Origin of the sequence: Shinella sp. SUS2, from assembly GCF_001262505.1 — a bacterium.
In the GTDB taxonomy this organism is placed as follows: Bacteria; Pseudomonadota; Alphaproteobacteria; order Rhizobiales; family Rhizobiaceae; genus Shinella.
The window spans coordinates 250,844-272,600 of record NZ_KQ410730.1; the positions used below are offsets into that span (position 1 = coordinate 250,844).

Below are 21,757 nucleotides of genomic sequence, written 5' to 3' on the forward strand. Positions count from 1 at the left end.
TATCTGATCACTTCATACCAGTCATGCTATCAGTTGCTTGTATACCGTACCACTTTCGACGATCGTTTCGTAGGTTCCGTCTTCCACCAAACTTCCGCCATCAAAAGCAAGCACTCTTTTAAAGTGTTTTGCAAGCGGGGTATTTGACAAAACCCAGACAACGGCTGGATTATCACCGCTCTTGGCCAGGAACGCAAGGGCCGCCTCCACGATGTGCTCCTGGAGGTGGTGGTCGACGCCCGAGAACGCCCGGTTGAAGATGTAGTAGTCAGAGCGGCGGATGAGGGCGCGGGCAAGGCCCAGCTTCAGGCGCTGCAGGCTGTTCAGTCGCCGGCCACCGGTCCCGATATTCGATTCCAGCCCCAACGCCATCAACGCGCGGTAGAGTTCCGGCCGCTTGGCCAGAAGCTCCCCACCGATCTCCCTGAGCTTGGAAATCGCGTCGCTGAAGCGATGGTTGAGCTTGCCGAACACGATATTGTCGACCAGCGTTCCCGATGTCAGATAGGCATTCGGATTGTAACGTTCAATATGGGTCTGCAGTTCCACCGGCAGGTTCGCGTGGAACTGGTGGCGCACCTCGACGATCTTGCGCATCAGCGTCTCGTCGAGCACGCCGAAGCGGTGCCGTGGCTCGACATAGAAGAAGCTGAGCCTGATCAGCGCAATCCTGTCTTCCTCGCTGGGTGCGGCATTGTGCCGCAGCTTCTGGAGGAGGTGCTGATAGGTCGGAATCTCGTCCGCCCGCATGAAGGTCAGCTGTTCGAAGAACGGGTGGTCGGGCGGCAGGTCCTTGAAGAGCTCCACCGTGCTCTCCGCAATGCCCTTGCCCATCTCGAACAGCGCCTCGCCAAGCCCGCTCTCGCGCATGATGTTGCGGAAATAGGGCGTTTTGACGATGGCCCTGGTGGAAGCCTTCGGATCCGGCATCATGCCGAAGAACAGGTTTTCGGCGACCGGTGCCTCGGTGTTGTACTCGTTGTCGCGGAACGGCACGATGAGGCTGTTGAGGTCGCGGCGGTTCAGCTCCTCGCGAAGGTCATGGCGCATCTCGACGATCTGGGCGGCGAAATCGGGATTGTTGTTGACCGCGATCGAGGAATGCAGCGCCAGCTGCAGCACGTCGTCGGACAGCTCCACCACGTCCATCACCGCCATCATCGCGCCGAACAGCCCGTCCGTGCCGTTGGCATTGAGCGTGGCGAGGTCGATCCAGTTGCCGTTGAGGTCGAAATCCGGATTGCCGGAGCGGCGCGCCTCCAGCACGTCCCACTTGCGCTGGTCGGCCTCCTGCCCCTTGTAGACGGCCGGCTCGATCGGTGCGTGCTTGAGGCCGTAGAGCAGGTTGTCCTGCAGGCTGCCATGGAAGAAATAGGCGTCAGGCGAGACATAGGAGATGCGCCGGCCAGTCACGGCCTCAGGCAGGCTGAAGAGGTCGTCGTCACCCGCCGTCACCTTGCCGCCGGCCGGCCAGACGACGCGCGCCAGCACCTCGGCAAGACGATCGCCGCCGCTCGCCGCCGTGCCGATGATGGCGACGGTCTCGCCGGGCGCGATCTTGACCGTAACATGCTCCAGGGCCCGCCCGCCGATATCGTCGTCGATCAGGAGATTCGTGGTGCTGAGCGGATGGTTCAGCGCCGGCTGGCTCTCCGCATCGATCGCCTGGATTTCCGGGGCGATCATTTCATCGGCTTCAAACTGCTCGACGACCTGCTCGTACTTCACCTGCACGTCCTGGCGCACCAGCTCCCAGTCGATCAGCTCCTTCAGCGGCCCCGGAAGCTCCTTGTAGGCGTTGATGACGGCGACGAGCTGGCCAACGTCGAGCCTGCCGACGATCGTGAGGTAGCCGCCGATGCAGTAGAACAGGAAGGGCGTCAGCTGGGCGAGGAAGTTGTTGAGGAATTTGACCAGGAACTTCCACTGGTAGATGTCGTAACGGATCTTGAAGATGCGGCCGAGCCGGGCGGCGATGTCGGCGCGCTCGTAGTTCGAGGTGTCGTAGGCATGGATCGTGTCGATGCCGTCGACGATTTCCGCCACGCGCCCGGCGAGCTGGCGGGCGGTAAGCTGGCGCTCGCGGCCGAGCTCGATGAGCCGGCGACGCATGCGCGGGATGATGCCGACCTGGATCATCGCCATCGCGAAGGCGATGAAGCCGAGCCAGAAATGCTGGATGAAGATGAAGATCAGCGCCGTCAGCGCCTGGCCGCCGAGCAGCGCCGGCTGCACGAAGGCATCCGCGGTGAAGCCGCCGAGCGGTTCCACCTCGTCCTTGACCATGGAGGAAACTTCGCCGGCCTTGATGTGCTTGAAATAGCGCGGCGGGAAACGCAGGATGCGATCGACGAGTTCGTAGCGGATGCGCCGCAGCAGCCGCTCGCCGAGGCGGCCCTTGTAGGTGTTGATGAAATACTTGAACAGGCCGTTGATGATGACGAGCACGAGGAACGTCAGGCTGAGGGCGAGCAGCGAGGGCATGCGCTCCAGCGGCAGGCCCGCGAAAAGCTCGACATGGCCGAAGAACGGCAGGTCGAAGGCGATCGGCATGAAGAGCTGGGTGTTGCCGGGCTGCTCGAATCCCGTCCCCTGGATCGGGCCGTTGACGATCTGCTTGGGCAGGTCGAAGGCCAGATAGTAGGGAATCATGGACAGGGCGACGATCAGCAGGATCGCGAGCTGCTGCGGCCGGGTGTGGACCCAAATGTACCGGGCGAGGCTTTTTTCCATGAAGAGCTTCTGTGCGTGAAAGGCCGCTGTCTCGTGTGAAGATTATAAGACAGCCGCAATACCGCAAGAGCTAGGTAGTCGCTCGCTGTTTTAGTAGGTCCCTCAGGATTTTTGCGGTGCGATTGGCGCCATCCAGTTGCAAAACAGGCACATTTTTCTCCGTTTCCGCGGAAAGCGCACGAGAAATTGCGTCTGCCATCGTCTCCCTGGAAAGCGTATCCTCGCGCAGCACGACAGCCCGGCCGAGCCGTTCCAGCCGTTCGGCACGCGCCGTCTGCTCGCTCTCGCCGCCCGATGCGAAGGGCACCAGCACGGCGCCGCAGCCGGCCTGCAGCACGTCGCAGACGGTGTTGTAACCGGCCTGTGAGACCGAGAGCCGCGCTGCCGCGAGGAGATTGCGGAAATCGGTGCGGAAGCGCACGAGATCGACATTGGCCGGGCATGCGCCGGAAAGGCGCGAAAAATCGGCCTGCGGCATGTTGGGGCCGGTGATCACCAGCCAGCGGCGGGCGCTATCGAGCTCCTGCGCCGCCTGGAGCGCGGCCTCCACCAGGCCGGCGCCGACAGCCCCGCCGCCAGCCGAGACGACGACGTCGTAGCGTTCGGCGGCAGGCTCTGCCGCCGGACCGCCGACGAGGCCGGTATAGACCACCCGCTCGGCAATGGCGTCCGCCAGCGGGAACGTATCCTCCAGACGCACGAAGGCGGGATCGCCGTGCACGAGCACCCGGTCGAAATGACGACGCACGAGGTCGATCGTCTCCTCGTCGCGGCCCGGCTTGGCGCGCTCCTGCAGGATGTCGCGTAGCGAGGTCAGGAGGAGGGGGCGCGGCGTGCTCGCCTCGATCGCCTCGATCAGCGGCAGCAGCTCGAAGCGCACCTGGCGGCGGCCGAAGGGGAAGGCCTCGACAATGACGATATCGGGCCGCAGGGCATGATAGGCGGCGAGCAGTTCGTCGCGCCGCGCGGCCTTGAAGGCCTCGTCGATGACCGCGCCGTTCTCGTCGACGAGCGCGGAAAAGCCGCCGTCACCGACCGCGATGGCCGGGAGGGCTATATGGTCGATGCCGGGACCGGGAAAGCCGTCGACCGGCATGCCGCCGGTGACGAGCGTGACCGCAAAGCCGTCATCGACGAGCGCGCGCACGATGCGGCTGGCGCGGGCGAGATGGCCGATGCCGAGCAGGTGCTGGACATAGAAGAGGACGCGCGGGACGCTCATCGGCGGGCTCCCGCCTCGAACAGCGCCTTCAGCTGCGCAATGCTGGTATGGTGGTCGAAGCTCCGGCGCACCTTCGCCTCGGCGGCCGCACCGAGGCGGTGGCGAAGGGCGGGATCGCGGATCGCACGTTCAAGCGCTCGGGAAAACGCATCCACGTCCTCGGAGGGGACGAGCAGGCCGTTCTCCTCGTTCTCGAAAAGCTCGGGAATGCCGGAAATGTCGGTCGCCACGCAGGCGAGCTGCTGGCTTGCCGCCTCCACCAGCACGTTCGGCAGACCGTCGCGGTCGCCGTCCGGCGTGATGCGGCAGGCGAGCGCGAAAATGTCGGAGCGGCGATAGGCGGCAAGCACATCCTTCTGGTCGACCGCGCCGAGCCACGTGATCCTTTGCGCGATGCCAAGCTCGTCGGCGAGCTTTTGCAGCTTCGCCCGCTCGCCGCCGTCGCCGGCATGGACGAAACGCCAGTGAAGATCGGCCGGAAGCCGCGCAAGGGCCTTCAACAGGACATCGTAGCCCTTCTTCGGCACCGCGCGCCCGACGCTGATGATGGTGACGGGATCCTGCGGGTCAGCTCCGTCACGCAGTGGGCGGGCATTGCCGCTCGCGGCGGCCTCTGCCGGATGGGCGCAGTCGCATCCGGCCGGGGGGGCGTGCTCCCCGGTCTCAAGCGGCGGAAACCGGTCGAGATCGAGGCCGTGGTAGCTGAGGTGCACCCGGTCGCGGTGCGGGCCGGCGAGGGTCTGCAGGTGGGCGTGGCCGGATTTGGTGCAGGTCACCGCCCAGTCGGCGATCGTCAGCTTGTCGGCGAGTTCCCAGTCCTTCGATGTCCAGATGTCCTTGGCATGGGCCGAGACCGAGAAGGGCAGGGCAAGCATGCGGGCCGCATAATTGGCGACGGAGGCGGGGGTGTGGATGAAATGGGCGTGCAGCCAGCCGCCGGCCTCGGGAAACTCCCCCACGAGCACCGCCGCCTGGCCGAAGCGGCGGAACCGGTTGCGGCTGAAATCGCGCGGCAGATCCTTCAGGAACTGGCGGAAAGCGGCCCCGAAGCCGGGAGCGCGAAGGCTTTTGAACAGGCCGCGCAGCACGCGCAGCGGCTCCTCGTGCAGGTATTCCGGCAGGTAGAACACCGGGGCCTTGATCTCGTCGTGTACGGGATGGCGTTTCTTGTCCGTCGGGCGGCGGAGCGAGACGAGCACAAGCTCGAGCCCGGCGCGCTCCAGCCCGCGCAGTTCCTGAGCGATGAAGGTTTCCGAAAGGCGCGGATAGCCCTTCAGCAGCACGACGATCTTATGCGGCAGCGACACGGCGGGCGTGGCCTCTTTCAAGCGACGGACGGCGGGGTGAGTTCCCGCGCGGAAAGCTCCTCGCCGACGATGCGGGCGATGTTGCGCAGGCCTTCGAGCCGGAGTTCGGGATTGCCGCTCGAGGGCGGTCGGCATTCCGGAAGGGTCTTCAGCACGGCGGCAAGGCGTGCGGGATCGGCCGATTCCTCCGGCAGCAGCATGTTGATGAGGCCGAGTTCGGCAGCGCGGGTGGCACGGATGAGCTGCTCCTCGCGCGGCTGCACGCGCGGCACGATGAGCGCCGGCTTGTCGAAGGAGAGAATCTCGCAATAGGTGTTGTAGCCGCCCATCGCCACCACGGCCTTCGCGCCGGCCACCAGGTCCTCCATGCGCGAATCGAACTCGATCACCTCGACATAGGGGATTTTCGCAGCTTCCTGCGTCAGCTTGGTGCGCTCGCCCTGCGGCATGTAAGGGCCGAGCACGATGAGGGCGCGATGGGTGAGACCGGCATCGTGCCGGTAGGCGCGCAGCACATCCTCCACCAGTTCAGCCCCGTCGCCGCCGCCGCCGGTCGTCACCAGGATGTAGTCGCCCGAGGGCTGGTACTGGGCGCGGTCCATCTGCAGCGCGTTGCGCTGCAGGAAGCCGACGAAGTTCAGCTTGTCGCGCACGCCCTGCGGCACGTCGAGGCCGACGAGCGGATCGTAGAAATCCGGCGGGCCGTAGACCCAGATGTCGTCGTAGAACCGCGCGATCTTGTGCATGACGTCCTTGCGCTTCCACTCGGCATCGAGCAGGTGCGGAGAATCCATGACTTCACGCAGGCCGAGGATCAGCCGCGTGCCGCGGCCCTTCAGGTAGGCCAGCGTTTCCTCCACCTCGCCGGAAAGGCCCATCGGCTCCTTGTCGATGATGAAGATGTCCGGATTGAACGTCTCGGCCGTGTGGCGGATGATCGACCGGCGCATGGTCAGCGTGTCTTCCAGGTCGATATGGCGCTCCAGCGAGGTGTATTCGCCGTTGCGCAGCTTGATGACGCTGGGGATCTTCACGAAGTCGACACGGGCGCGATAATCGAAGGCGCCGGCGATCGTCGCGCCCGAGATGATCAGGACGTTGAGGCCGCGATATTCCTCCACCAGCGCATGGGCGATCGTACGGCAGCGGCGCAGGTGCCCGAGGCCGAACGTGTCGTGGCTGTACATGAGGATGCGGGCGTGCTCGAAACTGCGGCTCAAGGGCAAAGTCTCCCGAAATCCGCCGGGCTCGCCATCGTGGAGGGGCGATTCTTCTGCATTCGTAATCCCGATTTCACTTATAGGGGTCAGCCGCATCACGCAGTCCATCGCCAAGGAAGTTGAAAGCCAGAATGACCAAAACGACGGGTACCACCGGAAAGAGCAGCCACGGATAGAGAGCGATAATGTTGATGCTGCGGGCTTCCGTCAGAAGGATGCCCCAACTGGTGATGGGTGGCCGGAGGCCGAGCCCGAGGAAACTCAGTGCCGTCTCCCCGAGGATCATGCCCGGAATGGTCAGCGTTGCGCTGGCGATCAGGTGGGACATGAAGCCGGGTATGAGATGGCGGCGAATGATGCGGGCGCTGCCCGCGCCCATGACCTGGGCCGCCAATACATAATCTTCCTCCCGCAAGGCAAGAAGTTTCGAGCGCACGGCGCGTGCAAGTCCGGTCCAGTCGAGCATGCCGAGGATGATCGTAATGCCGATATAGACGAGAATGGGGCTCCAGGTGACCGGGATGATCGCGGCGAGCGCCATCCACAGGGGAATGCTTGGAATCGACTGAAGGACCTCGATGACGCGCTGCACGATGAGATCGAAGACGCCGCCGTGGTAGCCGGCAAGGCCACCGATGACGATGCCGAGCACGAAGCTCATGGCAACGCCGAGCGCACCGATGGTGAGCGAGATGCGCGCGCCATAGAGGATGCGCGAGAGCATGTCGCGCCCCAGCCGGTCGGTGCCGAGGAAGAAGAACTGGCCGTCCTTGGCCGGGCAGACAAGATGGACGTCCGAGGTGAACAGGCCCCAGAACTTGTATTTGTCGCCGCTGCAGAAGAAGCGCAGCTTCTGCACGTCCGTCTTGTCGTCCGTGTAGACGCGCCGCAGATTGTCCATGTCGAGCGTCATCTTCTGGCCGTAGACGAAGGGACCGACGAACTGGCCCTCATGCATGAAGCGCAGGGTCTGCGGCGGGGAGTAGATGAAGTCGATGTTGCGGGTATGCAGGTTGTAGGGCGACAGGAACTCGCTGACCGCGATCATCAGGTAGATGACGAGGAGGAAGATGCCGGAGACGAGCGCCATGCGGTGGCGACGGAACTGCCACCACATCAACTGGAACTGCGAGGCCTGCGCGACCTTCTTCAGCTCCTCCGTCTTGTGTTCGGCGGCATAGGGGTCGAACGGCTTGTCCGAGACGAAATGGCCGAGCGGGGCGCCGGGTTCGGGAAGAGGCGTCTTCACTTGCGGCTTCCTCCGCCGAGCCGGATGCGCGGATCCAGAATGGCGAGCGCGATATCCGAGATCAGCACGCCAATGACCGTCAGGAAGGCCAGGAACATCAGGAAGGAACCGGCGAGATACATGTCCTGTGTCTGCAAGGCCTTGATCAGCATGGGGCCGGTCGTTTCGAGCGACAGCACGATGGCGGTCACCTCCGCGCCCGAGATGATCGAGGGCAGGATGGAACCGATATCGGAGATGAAGAAGTTGAGAGACATGCGCAGCGGATATTTGGTGAGGACACGCATCGGATGCAGGCCCTTGGAGCGTGCGGTCACGACATATTGCTTGTTGAGCTCGTCGAGCAGGTTGGCGCGCAGGCGGCGCACCATCGCGGCCGTGCCCGCCGTGCCGATGATGATCACGGGTATCCAGATATGCGAGAGGATGGAGCGGAATTTCTCCCAGCTCATCGGCGCACCGAGGAACTGGCGGTCCATCAGCCCGCCGATCGAGACGCCGAACCAGATATTGGCGAAATACATGACGACCAGCGCCAGCATGAAGTTCGGCACGGCAATGCCGATGAGGCCGGCGAGCGTCAGGCCGTAGTCGCCCCAGCTATACTGGTGGGTGGCCGAGTAGATGCCGATCGGGAAGGCGATGAGCCAGGTGAAGATGATGGTCACGAAGGAGACCAGCACCGTCAGCCAGAGCCGGTCACCCACCACCTCCGAAACGGGAAGGCGATATTCGAAAGAGTAGCCGAAATCGCCGATGAGCATGCCGCCGACCCAGTGCAGGTAGCGCAACGGCGCAGGCTTGTCGAAGCCGTAGCGCTCGCGCAGCTCCTCGATCTCGGCCATGTCGGTCGCCTCGCCCATGGCGCGCAGCTCCGAGATGTAGCTCTCGAAATAGTCGCCTGGCGGCAGCTCGATGATGGTGAAAACCAGCACCGAGATGAGCGCGAGCGTCGGAACCATGACGGCGATGCGCCAGAGGATGTAGCGGATCATCGGGCTGGCTCCTGGGGACGGGGCAGGGCGAAGCGACAAGGTTTCGTCCGTGGCCGCCCCTCATCCGCCTGCCGGCTGGCTGACGACCACGCATGGAAGATCGCCTGTCCCATCACGCACCCTCCTCGTACCAGAACGTATCCGGCATGTAGACCCCGAGGAAGGCGGTGGGCTGGAAACCGCAGAGGGCCTTTTCCGGCATGTTGCGCAGCTGGCGCGCACGCACCACCGGCTGGGAAATGCCGTTGACCGTGCCGATGGTGAAGACCTGGTCGGCGTGATGGGCGAGCATTTCATGCCAGATCGCCGTGCGCTCCGCTTCCGTCGTCGTCATTTCCCAGGCGGCGAGCCTGTCGACGAGATACTGCACCTCGGGCATGTCGGGCGGCTCGCCCTTGGTCTTGACGGTCGCGTAGTACATGCCCCAGACGGGCCACTGGTACTGGTCGTCGGAACTCGGCGCCAGTTCGGCGGGCGACATTTCCGGTGTGGGCACGCCATTGTCGAGCCCGTACCAGACGGACATCACCACCTCGCCGCCGATGGCGCGGCTGCGGAAGATGTCGCGCTGGGAAACCCGTACGAAAAGCCCGAGGCCGATCTCGCGGAAATAGTCGGTGACGAGTTCCAGCACGTCCGTTTCCAGCGTGCTCTCGCCGGCGCTCTCGATGACGACCTGGGCGGGGCGGCCATCCGGAAGAAGCCGCGTGCCCTCGTCGTCGCGCTTGTCGAGCCCGGCCGCATCGAGCAGGCGGTTGGCCTCCGCCGGGTCGTAGCCGGCATAGGCCTTTGCATAGTCCGGCTTGAAGAGGGTACTTTCCGGCAGCACCGTGTTGGCACTTTCCTGGCCGAGGCCGTAGAAGACCGCCTTGTTGATCTCCGTACGGTTGATGGCGAGCGACATCGCCCGGCGCACGCGCACGTCGCGCAGCACCGTGCGCCAGCCTTCATCGCCGCAGTTGAGATTGGGGATCAGGGCGACACGCGAGCCCAGCGTGCGTTTCCACAGCATCACGTTGATCGGATACGTCGCCTCGGCGCTCTTCAGCAGCGTGTAGTCGGTGAAGTCGAGATTGCCGATCTGCAGGTCGCTTTCCCCGGTCGCCGTCTTGGCGGAGATGAGATCCGGCGAGGAGACGTTCAGCACCAGCCGGTCGACATAGGGCAGCTGGGTGCCATTCTCATCGACCCGATGGAAGAACGGGTTGCGCTCGAAGATGAACTGTTCGGCGGGCGGGGCGGTGCGCGGCCGCCAGGCCTCCAGCGTCGGGAGATCCGGGTTTTCCGGCCGGGTCTGGCGCGACATCTTGATGTGCAGGCCGCGCCAGTCGTCGACGCGCTGCTTCTTGATATGCTTTTCCAGCGCCTCCGCTGTCTGGAACTTCTTGTGGAACTGCCGCATGTAGGCGGACGGCAGCGCCAGCACCAGCGGAATGGGCGAGGCGAGTTTCGGCAGGAAATCCGGGATCGGCTTTTCCCAGGTGTAGCGCACCGTCAGCGGATCGACCACGTCGAAGGCGGGCGGCTTGCCTTCGACGAGCAGGTCGGTGGGCGGACCACCCTTCAGGAGTTCGCGGTTGAGGATGACCTCTTCCCAGCAATAGCGGAAGTCCTCCACCGTGAAGGGGTCGCCGCTCGACCATCTGTGCCCTTCGCGCAGGCGGAAGGTGAAGATGCGCTCCTCTTCCACAGTGAAGCTCTCGAGGATGTCGGCGACGAGCTTCAGGTCGCGATCGTAGCCGACAAGGCGCGAATAGCTGTTGATCGGGACGAGGCGCACGTCGCGCTGGCCGCCGATCAGGATGCGCAACCGCCCGCCCTGCTTGCCGGGGACGCCGCCGAGCGCGGCGGTGTTGACGACGCGCGGCACCTTCGGCAGGCGCTCTGCAACCGGCGGCAGTTCGCCCGCGGCGATCTTGTCCTGGAAATAGGCGGCATCGCTGTCCAAGCCGCGGGCGATGCCGGGAACGAAGGCGGCGGCCAGCAGGCCGAGTGTGGTGCGGCGCGTGATCACGAGCAAAGCTCCCGCATGTCGGCATTCCTGCGGGCAAGCACGAAATGGCCGCCACCGAGATCGGCCGGCGCCAGACCCTCGCTGCCCTCCTCGTCGCGGAAGACCTGTGCCCAGCTCTCGCGCGAGACGGCGCTGGTCCGGCCGGCCGTCTCGAAGTTCAGCGGGCGCTCGAGATCGGGGAAGGGAACCGCATCGAGCAGCGCCCGCGTATAGGGATGCACCGGCGCGGTCATGATGATCTCGCGCGGCGCGATCTCGACGATGCGCCCGGCCCACATCACGGCGACCCGGTCGGCCATGTAATCGACCACGGCAAGGTTGTGCGAGATGAAGAGATAGGTGAGGCCGAGGTCCTTCTGGAGGTCCTTGAGCAGGTTGAGGATCTGCGCCTGCACGGAAACGTCGAGCGCGGAAACCGGTTCGTCGCAGATGATCATGCTCGGGCCGAGGGCAAGCGCCCGGGCGATGCCGATACGCTGGCGCTGGCCGCCGGAGAAGGAGTGCGGATAGCGCTTCAGTGAGGCCTCGTCGAGGCCGATGGCGCGGATCAGCGCCTTCGACGCCATCCTGCGCTTGGCCGCATCGCCATAGTCGTGGATGTCGAGGGGTTCACGCAGGATGTCGCCGACCGTCATGCGCGGCGAGAGCGAGGATTGCGGGTCCTGGAACACCATCTGCAGGCGCGTGCGCAGCGACTGCAGCTCGGCGCCCTTGGCGTTCAGCACATCGACCGGCCCCTTGCCGTCGTCGAACAGCACCGATCCGGCGTCCGGCTTGATCGCGCGCATCAGGATCTTGCTGACGGTGGTCTTGCCGCAGCCGCTTTCGCCGACGAGGCCGAGACATTCGCCGCGCCTGATGTCAAAGCTGACGCTATCGACGGCCGGCCGCGGCTTTTCCTTCTGCTGGCCCGGCATGGCCCAGTTGTCCTTGCGGGTCACGAAGGTTTTGCTGAGGTCGCGGACCGAGAGAATGACGTCCGGCCCGGTGCGGGCCTGATACTTCTTCGACAGCAGGCTGTCCTGGTTGACCTCGATCTCGCGCAGCGGCTTCAGCCGGTCGCCGCGCTTCATGCCGAAATGCGGGATCGCCGCCATCAGGCCCTTGAGATAGGGATGGGCAGGCCGATGGAAGATCGTCTCGACCGGCCCCGCCTCCATGATCTCGCCCTGGTAGATCACCACGACCTCGTCGGCGATGTTGGCAACGACGCCGAGATCGTGCGTGACGAGCAGCACCGCCATGTCCATCTGCTGCTGCAGGTCGCGCAGGAGTTTCAGGATCTGCGCCTGGATGGTCACGTCGAGCGCCGTGGTCGGCTCGTCGGCGATCAGCAGCGCCGGGCCGCAGACGAGCGCCATGGCGATCATCGCGCGCTGGCGCATGCCGCCGGACAACTCGAAGGAATACATGTCGTAGACCTTGCGCGGATTGTTGAAGCCGACGCGCCCCAGCATATCCTCGCAGCGCTCGCGCATCTCCGCGCCGGTAAGACCGGTGTGGATGACAAGGGACTCGCTGATCTGGTCGCCGATCGTGTGCAGCGGCGAAAAAGAGGTCATCGGCTCCTGGAAGATCATGCCCATGCGCCCGCCGCGAATGGAGCGGATCTTCTTGCCGTCGCGGGGCAGGGGCAGGATGTCGATCGGGCCTTCGTCGGAGAGCGGGTCGTCGAAGAGGATCTTGCCGGTGACCCGCGCGGTCGGCGGCTGCAAGCCCATGGCGGTCTGGCTGATGACGGACTTGCCGGAGCCGGATTCTCCCACGAGGGCGGTCACCTTGCCGGGCAACACCCTGAGATTTGCGCCCCTGACGGCAGTGATCCTCGCGCCCATCAGGGAGAAGGAGACGTGCAGGTCTTCAATCCGCAGCAGGTCCCTCGGCCGGCGCATCGCATTCGAATTCATATGTGCTTTCCCGCCTGACGGATTTTTTCCACGCGGCCTTTTCTTGATGTTCCCCGCCAAGACACTAGCGCGCACACTTTTTTCTGTCCACGCCTTACTCCAGGCAAGGTTGGGGGTTGTCGTTGCTCCGGCCGGGACCGAATATGAAGAAACGCCGCCGGCAGACGGGCACGCTCTTGCTTCAACCCCGCCGGCGGATGCAAAACCGCTTCGCACTTTTGCCGGAACTCCCCTAGGACAGCTTGATGTCAGCCAAGCAACGATTGAACGAACAACTGGAAAAAGCCGCCGAATACCGCGAGGACGGCGATTTCGGTGCCGCCTGGCAGGTGCTGGAGGCGGTTTCCGCCGATCCGGAGCGTGCCGCCCTCGGGCAGGAAACGGCGCTCGGCCTGCCGCGCCGGCTGCATTCGGCTTTCCTCAAGCTCGCGAAGGCCGAGGACGATCCGCTGGAGCGGATCGGCTACCAGTACCATCTCGTGCCCGATCCGGACCTTCTGGCCACGCACGGAACCTTCTCCTCGGCCGAGCGGCGGGCGATCGCCGAGGCGAACCGCACCGCGATCCCGCCCGTCATCCATCAGGTCTGGATCGGGCAAGGGGCCGTGCCGCCCTCGGCCAAAGCCTGGGAAAAGCACGCCAAGGCCCATGGCTATGGCCATTTCCTCTGGCGGGAGAAGGACCTGGAAGAGGCCGGCATCCACGAGAACAAGGCGTTCCGCGCCATGCTGGAGCGGGGCGACTATCCCGGCGCCGTCGATATCGCGCGCTATCTCCTCGTCGAACAGGAGGGCGGCATCTACCTCGATTGCGACTGGTATCCCGCCCGCGCCGACATCAGCTTCCACGATCTCTTGCCGATGACCGGGCTGACCGCCATGGCGGAGGACATTCCCCGCAAGACCGGCCGCGGCAGCCTGCTGCTCGCCAATTCCTTCCTGGCCGCGCCCGCCCATCACCCGGTCCTCATCCGCCTCAATGCGGTGCTGCCCGATGTCGTCGCGGCCATGCCCGGGGCGCCGGCCTGGTGGTCCACCGGCCCGCTGATCTTCACCGTCGTCACCCGGGGCGGCGCGATCACGCTGGCCGACGCCGCGCTTGTGGCGGGCGACCTGCCGCGCGGCGCACCGTTCGGCGATGTCGAGGCGGCCTGCCGGGCGGCCGAGCATGACGATGGCGGGTTGTTGCTGGCCTGGAAATCGTGGTGACAGGCGCCCCCTGGCCGGCAGGGCGGAAGGCATGGGGTGGCGAAGGCCGCCGCCGCACACTAGATACCGCCCGCATTCCGCTTGAAGCGGGCGGCGTTCCGTGCTTTGCCCGGCGTCGTATTCTATCTGTGATCGTCGACGGCCAGGACAGCCGCGAAAAGGTCCCATCCGGAGAAGAAGCATCATGAAGATCGCGATGATCGGTTCGGGCTATGTGGGCCTGGTATCCGGCGCCTGTTTTGCCGATTTCGGCCACACCGTCGTATGCATCGACAAGGCCGAGGCGAAGATCGAGGCGTTGAACCGCGGCGAGATCCCGATCTTCGAACCGGGTCTCGAGGCGCTGGTGGCGGAGAACGTCAAGGCGGGCCGGCTCTCCTTTACCACCGAATTTTCCGGCCCTGTCAGCGAGGCCGACGTCGTCTTCATCGCCGTCGGCACGCCTTCGCGACGCGGCGATGGCCATGCGGACCTCTCCTATGTCTACGCCGCCGCCCGCGAGATCGCCGAGTCGGTCAAGGGTTTCACCGTCGTCGTCACGAAATCGACCGTGCCTGTCGGCACCGGCGACGAGGTCGAGCGCATCATGCGCGAAACCCGCCCCGAGGCCGACATCGCCGTCGTGTCAAACCCGGAGTTCCTGCGCGAGGGGGCTGCGATCAGCGATTTCAAGCGACCGGATCGCATCGTCGTCGGCATCGAGGACGAGCGGGCGCGCGAGGTCATGACGGAGGTCTACCGGCCGCTCTACCTCAACCAGTCGCCGCTGCTCTTCACCACCCGGCGCACCTCCGAGCTGATCAAATACGCGGCCAACGCCTTCCTCGCGATGAAGATCACCTTCATCAACGAGATTGCGGATCTCTGCGAAAAGGTCGGCGCGGACGTGCAGCAGATCTCGCGCGGCATCGGCCTCGACGGGCGCATCGGCGCGAAGTTCCTGCATGCCGGCCCCGGTTATGGCGGCTCGTGCTTCCCGAAGGACACGCTGGCGCTGGTCAAGACCGCGCAGGATAATGACAGCCCCGTGCGGCTGATCGAGACCACCATCGCCATCAACGACACGCGCAAGCGCGCCATGGCCCGCAAGGTCGTCACCGCACTTGGCGGCGAGGTGCGCGGCAAGAAGATCGCCGTGCTCGGCCTCACCTTCAAGCCGGAGACCGACGACATGCGCGACGCGCCGTCGATCTCCATCATCCAGGCCCTGCAGGACGGCGGCGCGAAAGTTTTCGCCTACGACCCCGAGGGCATGGAGGCCTCCAGGACCGTGCTCGACCACGTGACCTACGGCACCTCGCCCTACGACATTGCCGAAGGTGCGGAGGCGATGGTCATCGTCACGGAATGGAACCAGTTCCGCGCGCTCGATTTCCAGCGGCTGAAGGCGAGCATGGCCAAACCCGTGCTGGTGGACCTGCGCAATGTCTACAAGCCGGAGGAAGTGGCCCGCCACGGCTTTGCCTATTCGAGCATCGGCCGCGGCACCTCTCCGATGGTCGCACCGGTCTCCGAGGCGGCGGAATGACGCATTTCCTCGTCACCGGCACCGCGGGCTTCATCGGCTTCCACCTCGCGCGGCGCCTGCTCGCCGACGGCCACACGGTCACCGGCTTCGACGGCATGACACCCTACTACGACGTGCGGCTGAAGGCGCAACGCCTCGCCCTGCTCGAACCTCATGACGGCTTCCGCCAGGTCACCGGCCGGCTGGAGGACCGTGCCGCGCTCGATGCCGCGGCCGCGCTGAAAGAGCCCGACGTCATCCTCCATCTCGCCGCCCAGGCCGGCGTGCGCTACAGCCTGGAAAATCCCGGCGCCTATGTGGAATCCAACCTCGTCGGCTCGTGGAACGTGCTGGAGCTGGCACGCGCGCTGCAGCCGAAGCACCTGCTGCTCGCCTCCACCTCCTCGATCTACGGCGCCAACGAGAAGGTTCCCTTCGCCGAGGCCGACCGGGCCGACGAGCCGATGACGCTCTATGCCGCCTCGAAGAAATCCATGGAGCTGATGGCGCATTCCTACGCCCATCTCTATGGGGTGCCGACGACGGCCTTCCGCTTCTTCACCGTCTACGGCCCCTGGGGCCGGCCCGACATGGCGCCGATCAAGTTCTCCGACGCCATCCTCTCCGGCCGCCCGATCGACGTCTATGGCGAGGGCGGGATGAGCCGCGACTTCACCTATATCGACGACATCGTCGAGGCCATCGTGCGGCTCGTCGACGTCGTGCCGCGGGAAGACGGCCGTGTCACGGCGCCCGGCATCATCGATACGCTCTCGGCCGGCGCGCCCTTCCGCACCGTCAACATCGGCGGCGGTCAGCCGGTCGGGCTGATGACCTTCATCGAGACGATCGAAAAAGCGCTCGGCCGCCCCGCCACGCGCAACTACATGCCCATGCAGCCCGGCGACGTGCCCCGCACCTTCGCCTCCACCGACCTGTTGACCCACCTCACCGGCTTTGTCCCACGCGTGTCGCTGGAAGACGGCATCGCCGCCTTCGCGGCATGGTATCGGGAGTGGCGGGCGCACTGACGCCGCGTCTGCCCACCGGGCAGGGGTGGCGCAAGGTGACTGGGGCCGCCAGACAGTGCCTCGGCGATCAGAGCCGCATTTTTTGCCCTCAGATCACATAAGGCGATTTATGGAACGCATGTACCGCCCATGCCTCCGGCCGGAAGCGTCTCACCCGGCAGCCGGTTCTGTCGCATGGCAGGATTGCAGGTCGTAGAGGCGGAAGACCGGGCGGGGGCCGGCGGGGAGCGGTTTGGCGGGAGTGAAGGCGATGCGGCGTGTCTCGCCGGCCGCAAGGTCGAAGGCATTGTCGGAATAACGGCCGTCGCTGTCGGTCTCGATCATCACGAAGAGCGCCAGTCCGGTGGCGGTGACATCGAGGTGGATGGTCCCGTCCGGTCCATCTTCCTGCGTGAATGTCAGCCCGGCCGGCTCCAGGTCCAGCGCCTTGTAGGTGCCATGCACATAGTGCCCTTCACCCTGCATGCCGTTCGATGCGGTGAAGCGCCAGACAATGAGGGCACCGGCCGGCAGATCCGCCGCCGTGACGGTCGTAGCCGTTACCGCGGCATCCGGCGTGCAGGCCGCCCGGGCCTCCACGAGCGGCCGGCGCTTCCCCTTCATGTCGAGGAGCGCGATCGAAAGGTCGACCGTGACATCGGCAAGCGTGTCGTTGACCAGCGAGAAGCGGATCGCTCCGCCGCCTTCCTCCGGGATTGCCGCGATCGCGACCGGCTGGAAGAAGCGGCGGACGAGATAGTGCATCGCCTTCCAGCGGCCGCCATAGTCGAGGCTCGACCAGGAGGCGACCGGCCAGGTGTCGTTGAGCTGCCAGTAGAGCGTGCCCATGCAATGCGGCTTCAGCGAACGCCAGTATTCCACCGCCGTCTTGATGGCGAGACCCTGCTGGATCTGGCTGAGATAGACGAAGTTCGGGAAATCCTTCGGGAAGCGGAAGTAGCGGAACATGGTGGCGGCGATGCGCTCGTTGCCGCCGGCATTCTTCTGATGCAGTTCCATGACGGGCGAGGCGATGTTCATATCCCTCGCCTCGGCATAGGTCTTGATGACGGGCAGCGACGTATAGGACTGGAAGCCGAACTCCGAGCAGAAACGCGGCCGCACGCTGCGGTAATTGTCGAACGGCTTGTTCTCGTGCCAGACGGACCAGTAGTGCATGTCGCCGGAGCCATCGGCATGCCAGGCGTCGCCGAAATCGAGATAGCCGGAGGCCGGGCTCGACGGCCACCAGATCGCATCGGGCGCCGCCTTGCGCATCGCCTGCTCGATCGTGCGGTTCAGGCGATCATAGGACACCAGGTAACGGTCGCGGTCTTTCCGCGGCTCGTCGAACCAGGTGAGCGCGCCGACCAGCTCGTTGTCGCCGCACCAGAGCGCGAGCGACGGATGGGAGGAGAGGCGACGCACCTGGTAGTCCACCTCCCGTGCGACATTGTCGAGGAAGTCCTCGGTGGAGGGATAGAGATTGCAGGCGAACATGAAGTCCTGCCAGACGAGAAGACCCAGCCGGTCGCAAAGGTCGTAGAACCAGTCCGGCTCGTAAAAACCACCGCCCCAGACGCGGATCATGTTCATGTTGGCTGCCGCAGCGGATTGTAGGAGATCCGCGGTCCCGTCCGGGCTCGACAGTGAAAACAGCGCGTCGGCCGGGATCCAATTGGCGCCGCGGCAGAAGATTTCGCGCCCGTTGACCTTCAGCGCGAAGCGGCTTCCGGCCGCGTCGGGCGTGGTGACGAGCTCCACCATGCGCAGACCGATCTGCCTGACGACGACATCACCGGGCAGCTCCACGCCAAGCGTGTAGAGCGCCTGCTCGCCGCTTCCCGCCGGCCACCACAGCCGCGGCGCGGCGATCTCGAAGACATGGGTGACAACCGTTTCGCCGGCATTGACGCCGACATCGAGGCGGACACGCTCGTCATCAAGTGCGAAATGGAGGGCCACGATGTCTGGGTTCTTCGCAAAAACCGTCGCCGCCACCTGCAGATAGACCGAACCATCCGCATTGTGCGTCTGCCGCGTCGTCACGTGCTCGATGCGAGCCCTGTCGAGCCGGCAGAGCCGGATCGTGCCGTAGAGACCCAGCGGCGCGATCGCGATGTTCCAGTCCCAGCCGAAATGGCACTGCGGCTTGCGCAGCATGTTGCCGTTGGGGATGGGCGAATTGCCGGGATGGTAGGGAACGTAGAAGGGCTGCCGGGCCTGTCGGTCGGCACCCGCCGCGATGCTCGACTGGAAGACGATGCGGATGACATTCTCGCCCGCCTTCAACTGGGCGCCGACATCGGGCCGGTAGCGGCGGAAGCAGTTGTCGGCGAGCAGCACCGGCGCGTCGTTGACGAAGACGGCTGCCACCGTGTCGAGATAGTCGATGTCGAGGTACCAGTCGCCATCCGGTTCCGGCAACAGGAAGCGGCGCTCGAGAACCCAGCCGCGATGCGCCACCCATTGCACCGCCCCCTCGTTGCGGCCGACATAGGGATCAGGAATGAGGCCCGCGGCCGTCAGCGCCGTGTGCACATCGCCCGGCAGCGTGATCGGCGCCGTGATGTCGCCATCGGCCGAGGTGAGTGTCCACGGGCCGGAAAGATCGATCGCGGGATTGGCTTTCGGCAAGGATGTCATGGCTTTGTCCGGATCTGCCGCTCGATGGACGACCGGCGGCCTGCAGGGATCGGCAGCGACGATGACCACACGCGCAGGTGCATCGACAATCGCCAACTTAATCGATAATGTAAATTGCTACGCCACATCGGAATATTTTTCAATACACCACCAAAAGCATCTCCTACTATTCTGATTCATAAAGATATTTTTCCGAGCGGGGATATCACCCAAGATACTTTATCGTTAAAGCGAATCGTAGAAAATTTCGAGCGGATGCCCGGCGGGCCTGATCGCATCAGGCGCCATAGGGAAATGGAGAGCGACATGCGGGATGGAAACCTGCCGCCCACCCTGAAGACCATCGCCTTCATGACGGGCCTCAGCACCACATCGGTTTCACGCGCGCTCAGCGATGCGCCGGATATCGGGCCGGAAACCAAGGAACGTGTCCGGCTCGTCGCCAGCCAGATCGGCTATCAGCCGAACAGGGCGGGCCTGCGCCTCCGGACGGGCAGGACCAGCGTGCTGGCACTGGTCCTGAATGTCGACGACGAGATCATGGGCTTCACCAGCCAGATGATCTTCGGCATTTCGCAGGCGCTGAAGGACACGGGATACAATCTGATCGTCAGCCCGAGTTCCCATGACAGCGATCCCCTGCTGCCGGTCCGCAACATCCTGCAGAGCCGCTCGGCCGACGGCGTCATCATCATGCGCACTGCGCCGGACGACCGGCGCGTGCAGCTGCTGCTGGAGAAGGACTTTCCCTTCGTGACCCATGGCCGGACCGATTCCGGATGGACGCATCCCTTCCACGATTTCGACAATGAGAGCTTCGTCTATCAGGCCGTCGGGAAGCTGGCCGGCCGGGGCCGCAGGCGCCTGGCGATCATCCGCCCTCCCCGCGATCTCACCTACGCGGCCCATATCGCCGCCGGGCTCGAGCGCGGGCTGCGCGACTTCGGCATGACCGAGGTGCCGTTGCCGGTCTCGATCGACACCCCCCTTCTCGACGTCAGGGCCGCGATGGACCGCGCGATGCGGGCGCCGGAGCCGCCGGACGCCGTCCTCTGCGTCAGCGCCAGCCTCGCCGTTGCCGTCAGCGCTGGTGCCGAGATGGCCGGCAAGGAGATCGGCAAGGACCTCGACATCGTTTCCAAGCAGGTCTCGCCCGCCCTCAACTGGATGCGCCCGGAGATCCTGACGGCCGACGAGGACGTGCATCTGGCCGGCCGCGAGATGGCGAGAGCGCTGATGGCCCGGATCGCCGGCGCCGATGCCCGCAGCCTGCAAACCCTCAGCCATCCGGTCTGGAAGAATCCCGAAGCGGCCTCACACCTGCGTTGATAGGCACCGCGCCGGCGCAACGCCCGGTTCGCATGCCGGCAAGCCCGGCGGGGAAAACACCCGGCGCCAACCCTGGCAGTGTTGCAGGCAGGCGCCCGTCGTGCTGAAACCAGCAAACCGGTTTTGTCCAGCGGAGGAGTGTTTCGTGACGGTCAGGACATTCGGCAAATCGTCTGACGAGACGATCCAGCGGCAAAGGAAACGCCTTGCCGCACTGGAAAACCTCGATCTCCTCAACAGTCCGCGCGACGCGGGCTTCGACCGGTTCGTCCGGCTGATCCAGCAGATCTTCACCGTGGAGATCGGCCTCGTCTCCCTCATCGACGGGCATCGGCAATGGTACCAGGCCTGCTCCGGCCTTTCCGCAGACGAGGTCCCGCTCGAGGATACGTTCTGCCGCCATGTGCTTGTCGACGAGCAGCCGATGATCGTCCAGGACGCGACGCGGGATCCGCGTTTCGTCGCGCATCCCGCGGTCACCGGCCCCGAGCACATCCGCTTCTATGCCGGCGTGCCGCTGAAGACCAAGGCCGGCTCCACAGTCGGCACGGTCTGCGCGATCGACCGGAGGCCGCGCTCCTTCGGCCGGAAGGATCTCGACATCCTGCGGGAGCTGGCGGGGGCTGCGATGGACCGGATCGAACTGATGCAGACGGCCGCGACCGACAGCCTGACCGAGGCCCTCACCCGCCGCGCCTTCAAGCGCGAGGCGGAACAGCTGATCGCCGCGGCACTGCGCCACAAGCACGACCTGTCGTGCCTGGTGCTGGATGTCGATCACTTCAAGAACGTCAACGACACCCACGGCCATGCGGCGGGCGACGAGGCACTGAAGGCCGTGGCCGCCGCCTGCCGGTCCAGCCTGCGCGCCAGTGATCTTTTCGGGCGGCTCGGCGGCGAGGAGTTCGCCATCGTACTGCCCCATACCAGCGCGGAAGATGCGATGATCACCGCGGAAAAGCTGCGCGGCGAGATTGCCGCATGGCCGATTTCCGGCGCCTTCGGCACACTCGCCGTTACCGCCAGCTTCGGCTGCGCGGCTCTGTCCATCGTCGGGCGGGACATCGAAACATTGCTGGCCCAGGCGGATGCCGCCATGTACCACGCCAAGCAGAACGGGCGAAACCGCTGCACCGCCTGGTCGTCCCTGCAGGCGGCCGGCGGTATCGGCGCACGGCGGCGCGTGCTGAAGGCCGGATCCATCATCTTCAACGACCGCCGCTCGACGATCGACTGCACCGTCAAGAGCCTCGGCGTGGACGGCGCGGGCATCACGGTCAGCAATTCCGCGGGCATACCGCCCGATTTCATGCTCTCCATCAAGGCGGAGGGCTTCGAAACGGCCTGTTCGGTCATTGCCCGCGACCGGCAGAACCTCGAAGTGGCCTTCTGCTAGCAAGCGGCAAGCCG

Annotated in this window: 14 protein-coding genes; 5 read left to right on the top strand and 9 right to left on the bottom strand. The window is 65.1% G+C overall.

All coding sequences use genetic code 11. The annotated features are described in order from the left end of the window. Positions 1 to 21: 21 nt before the first annotated feature. The 8 genes from AKG11_RS14705 to AKG11_RS14740 form a co-directional block, all read right to left on the bottom strand. Entirely contained in the window at positions 22 to 2,733 is a 2,712-nt protein-coding gene (locus AKG11_RS14705) for an ABC transporter transmembrane domain-containing protein (RefSeq protein ID WP_024270293.1), read from the bottom strand. A gap of 70 nt (positions 2,734 to 2,803) precedes the next feature. After that, the gene (locus AKG11_RS14710; protein WP_050744389.1) at positions 2,804 to 3,955 is read right to left on the bottom strand and encodes a glycosyltransferase family protein; all 1,152 of its coding nucleotides are present in this window, start codon (positions 3,953 to 3,955) and stop codon (positions 2,804 to 2,806) included. Continuing rightward, complete coding sequence (locus tag AKG11_RS14715; protein WP_050744429.1) at positions 3,952 to 5,262, bottom strand: glycosyltransferase family 4 protein; 1,311 nt, start codon at positions 5,260 to 5,262, stop codon at positions 3,952 to 3,954. The genes AKG11_RS14710 and AKG11_RS14715 overlap by 4 nt, the downstream gene beginning before the upstream one ends. A gap of 17 nt (positions 5,263 to 5,279) precedes the next feature. Next, entirely contained in the window at positions 5,280 to 6,482 is a 1,203-nt protein-coding gene (locus tag AKG11_RS14720) for a glycosyltransferase family protein (RefSeq protein WP_023515395.1), read from the bottom strand. A 73-nt stretch (positions 6,483 to 6,555) separates the two neighbouring features. Beyond that, on the bottom strand, positions 6,556 to 7,731 hold the full coding sequence (locus AKG11_RS14725) for an ABC transporter permease (RefSeq protein ID WP_023515394.1): 1,176 nt from the start codon (positions 7,729 to 7,731) through the stop codon (positions 6,556 to 6,558). Then, positions 7,728 to 8,726 carry an ABC transporter permease gene (locus AKG11_RS14730; RefSeq protein ID WP_023515393.1) on the bottom strand — a complete coding sequence of 333 codons (999 nt, stop codon included), beginning with the start codon at positions 8,724 to 8,726 and terminating at the stop codon, positions 7,728 to 7,730. Before AKG11_RS14730 ends, AKG11_RS14725 begins: the two co-directional genes overlap by 4 nt. Before the next feature lie 112 nt (positions 8,727 to 8,838). Beyond that, positions 8,839 to 10,740, bottom strand: a complete 1,902-nt coding sequence (locus AKG11_RS14735) for an ABC transporter substrate-binding protein (RefSeq protein WP_050744430.1) — start codon at positions 10,738 to 10,740, stop codon at positions 8,839 to 8,841. Continuing rightward, entirely contained in the window at positions 10,737 to 12,632 is a 1,896-nt protein-coding gene (locus AKG11_RS14740) for a dipeptide ABC transporter ATP-binding protein (RefSeq protein ID WP_082342445.1), read from the bottom strand. Before AKG11_RS14740 ends, AKG11_RS14735 begins: the two co-directional genes overlap by 4 nt. Positions 12,633 to 12,892: 260 nt before the next feature. Between AKG11_RS14740 and AKG11_RS14745 the strand changes: the two genes are divergently transcribed. The 3 genes from AKG11_RS14745 to AKG11_RS14755 all read left to right on the top strand — a co-directional run bounded on the left by AKG11_RS14745 (position 12,893) and on the right by AKG11_RS14755 (position 16,393). Beyond that, entirely contained in the window at positions 12,893 to 13,855 is a 963-nt protein-coding gene (locus AKG11_RS14745) for a glycosyltransferase family 32 protein (protein WP_050744391.1), read from the top strand. A gap of 184 nt (positions 13,856 to 14,039) precedes the next feature. Then, positions 14,040 to 15,383, top strand: a complete 1,344-nt coding sequence (locus tag AKG11_RS14750) for a UDP-glucose dehydrogenase family protein (protein WP_050744392.1) — start codon at positions 14,040 to 14,042, stop codon at positions 15,381 to 15,383. After that, positions 15,380 to 16,393, top strand: coding sequence for an NAD-dependent epimerase (locus tag AKG11_RS14755; protein WP_050744393.1), 1,014 nt, complete (start codon positions 15,380 to 15,382; stop codon positions 16,391 to 16,393). The genes AKG11_RS14750 and AKG11_RS14755 overlap by 4 nt, the downstream gene beginning before the upstream one ends. A gap of 150 nt (positions 16,394 to 16,543) precedes the next feature. Here AKG11_RS14755 and AKG11_RS14760 read toward each other — a convergent pair whose 3' ends face one another. Further along, the gene (locus tag AKG11_RS14760; protein ID WP_050744394.1) at positions 16,544 to 19,018 is read right to left on the bottom strand and encodes a beta-mannosidase; all 2,475 of its coding nucleotides are present in this window, start codon (positions 19,016 to 19,018) and stop codon (positions 16,544 to 16,546) included. 306 nt (positions 19,019 to 19,324) lie between these two features. Between AKG11_RS14760 and AKG11_RS14765 the strand changes: the two genes are divergently transcribed. Both AKG11_RS14765 and AKG11_RS14770 read left to right on the top strand, forming a co-directional pair. Then, a complete protein-coding gene (locus AKG11_RS14765; RefSeq protein WP_245290156.1) occupies positions 19,325 to 20,347 on the top strand; it encodes a LacI family transcriptional regulator in 1,023 nt (340 codons plus the stop codon). Between the two features lie 145 nt (positions 20,348 to 20,492). Beyond that, a complete protein-coding gene (locus AKG11_RS14770; RefSeq protein WP_050744396.1) occupies positions 20,493 to 21,743 on the top strand; it encodes a GGDEF domain-containing protein in 1,251 nt (416 codons plus the stop codon). The last annotated feature ends 14 nt before the right edge of the window (positions 21,744 to 21,757 follow it).

Coding starts and splice junctions, on each gene's coding strand:
- AKG11_RS14705 (WP_024270293.1), bottom strand. CDS start 2,733: ATGGAAAAAAGCCTCGCCCGGTACATTTGGGTCCACACCCGGCCGCAG.
- AKG11_RS14710 (WP_050744389.1), bottom strand. CDS start 3,955: ATGAGCGTCCCGCGCGTCCTCTTCTATGTCCAGCACCTGCTCGGCATC.
- AKG11_RS14730 (WP_023515393.1), bottom strand. CDS start 8,726: ATGATCCGCTACATCCTCTGGCGCATCGCCGTCATGGTTCCGACGCTC.
- AKG11_RS14740 (WP_082342445.1), bottom strand. CDS start 12,632: ATGCGCCGGCCGAGGGACCTGCTGCGGATTGAAGACCTGCACGTCTCC.
- AKG11_RS14745 (WP_050744391.1), top strand. CDS start 12,893: ATGTCAGCCAAGCAACGATTGAACGAACAACTGGAAAAAGCCGCCGAA.
- AKG11_RS14750 (WP_050744392.1), top strand. CDS start 14,040: ATGAAGATCGCGATGATCGGTTCGGGCTATGTGGGCCTGGTATCCGGC.
- AKG11_RS14755 (WP_050744393.1), top strand. CDS start 15,380: ATGACGCATTTCCTCGTCACCGGCACCGCGGGCTTCATCGGCTTCCAC.
- AKG11_RS14760 (WP_050744394.1), bottom strand. CDS start 19,018: ATGACATCCTTGCCGAAAGCCAATCCCGCGATCGATCTTTCCGGCCCG.
- AKG11_RS14765 (WP_245290156.1), top strand. CDS start 19,325: ATGCGGGATGGAAACCTGCCGCCCACCCTGAAGACCATCGCCTTCATG.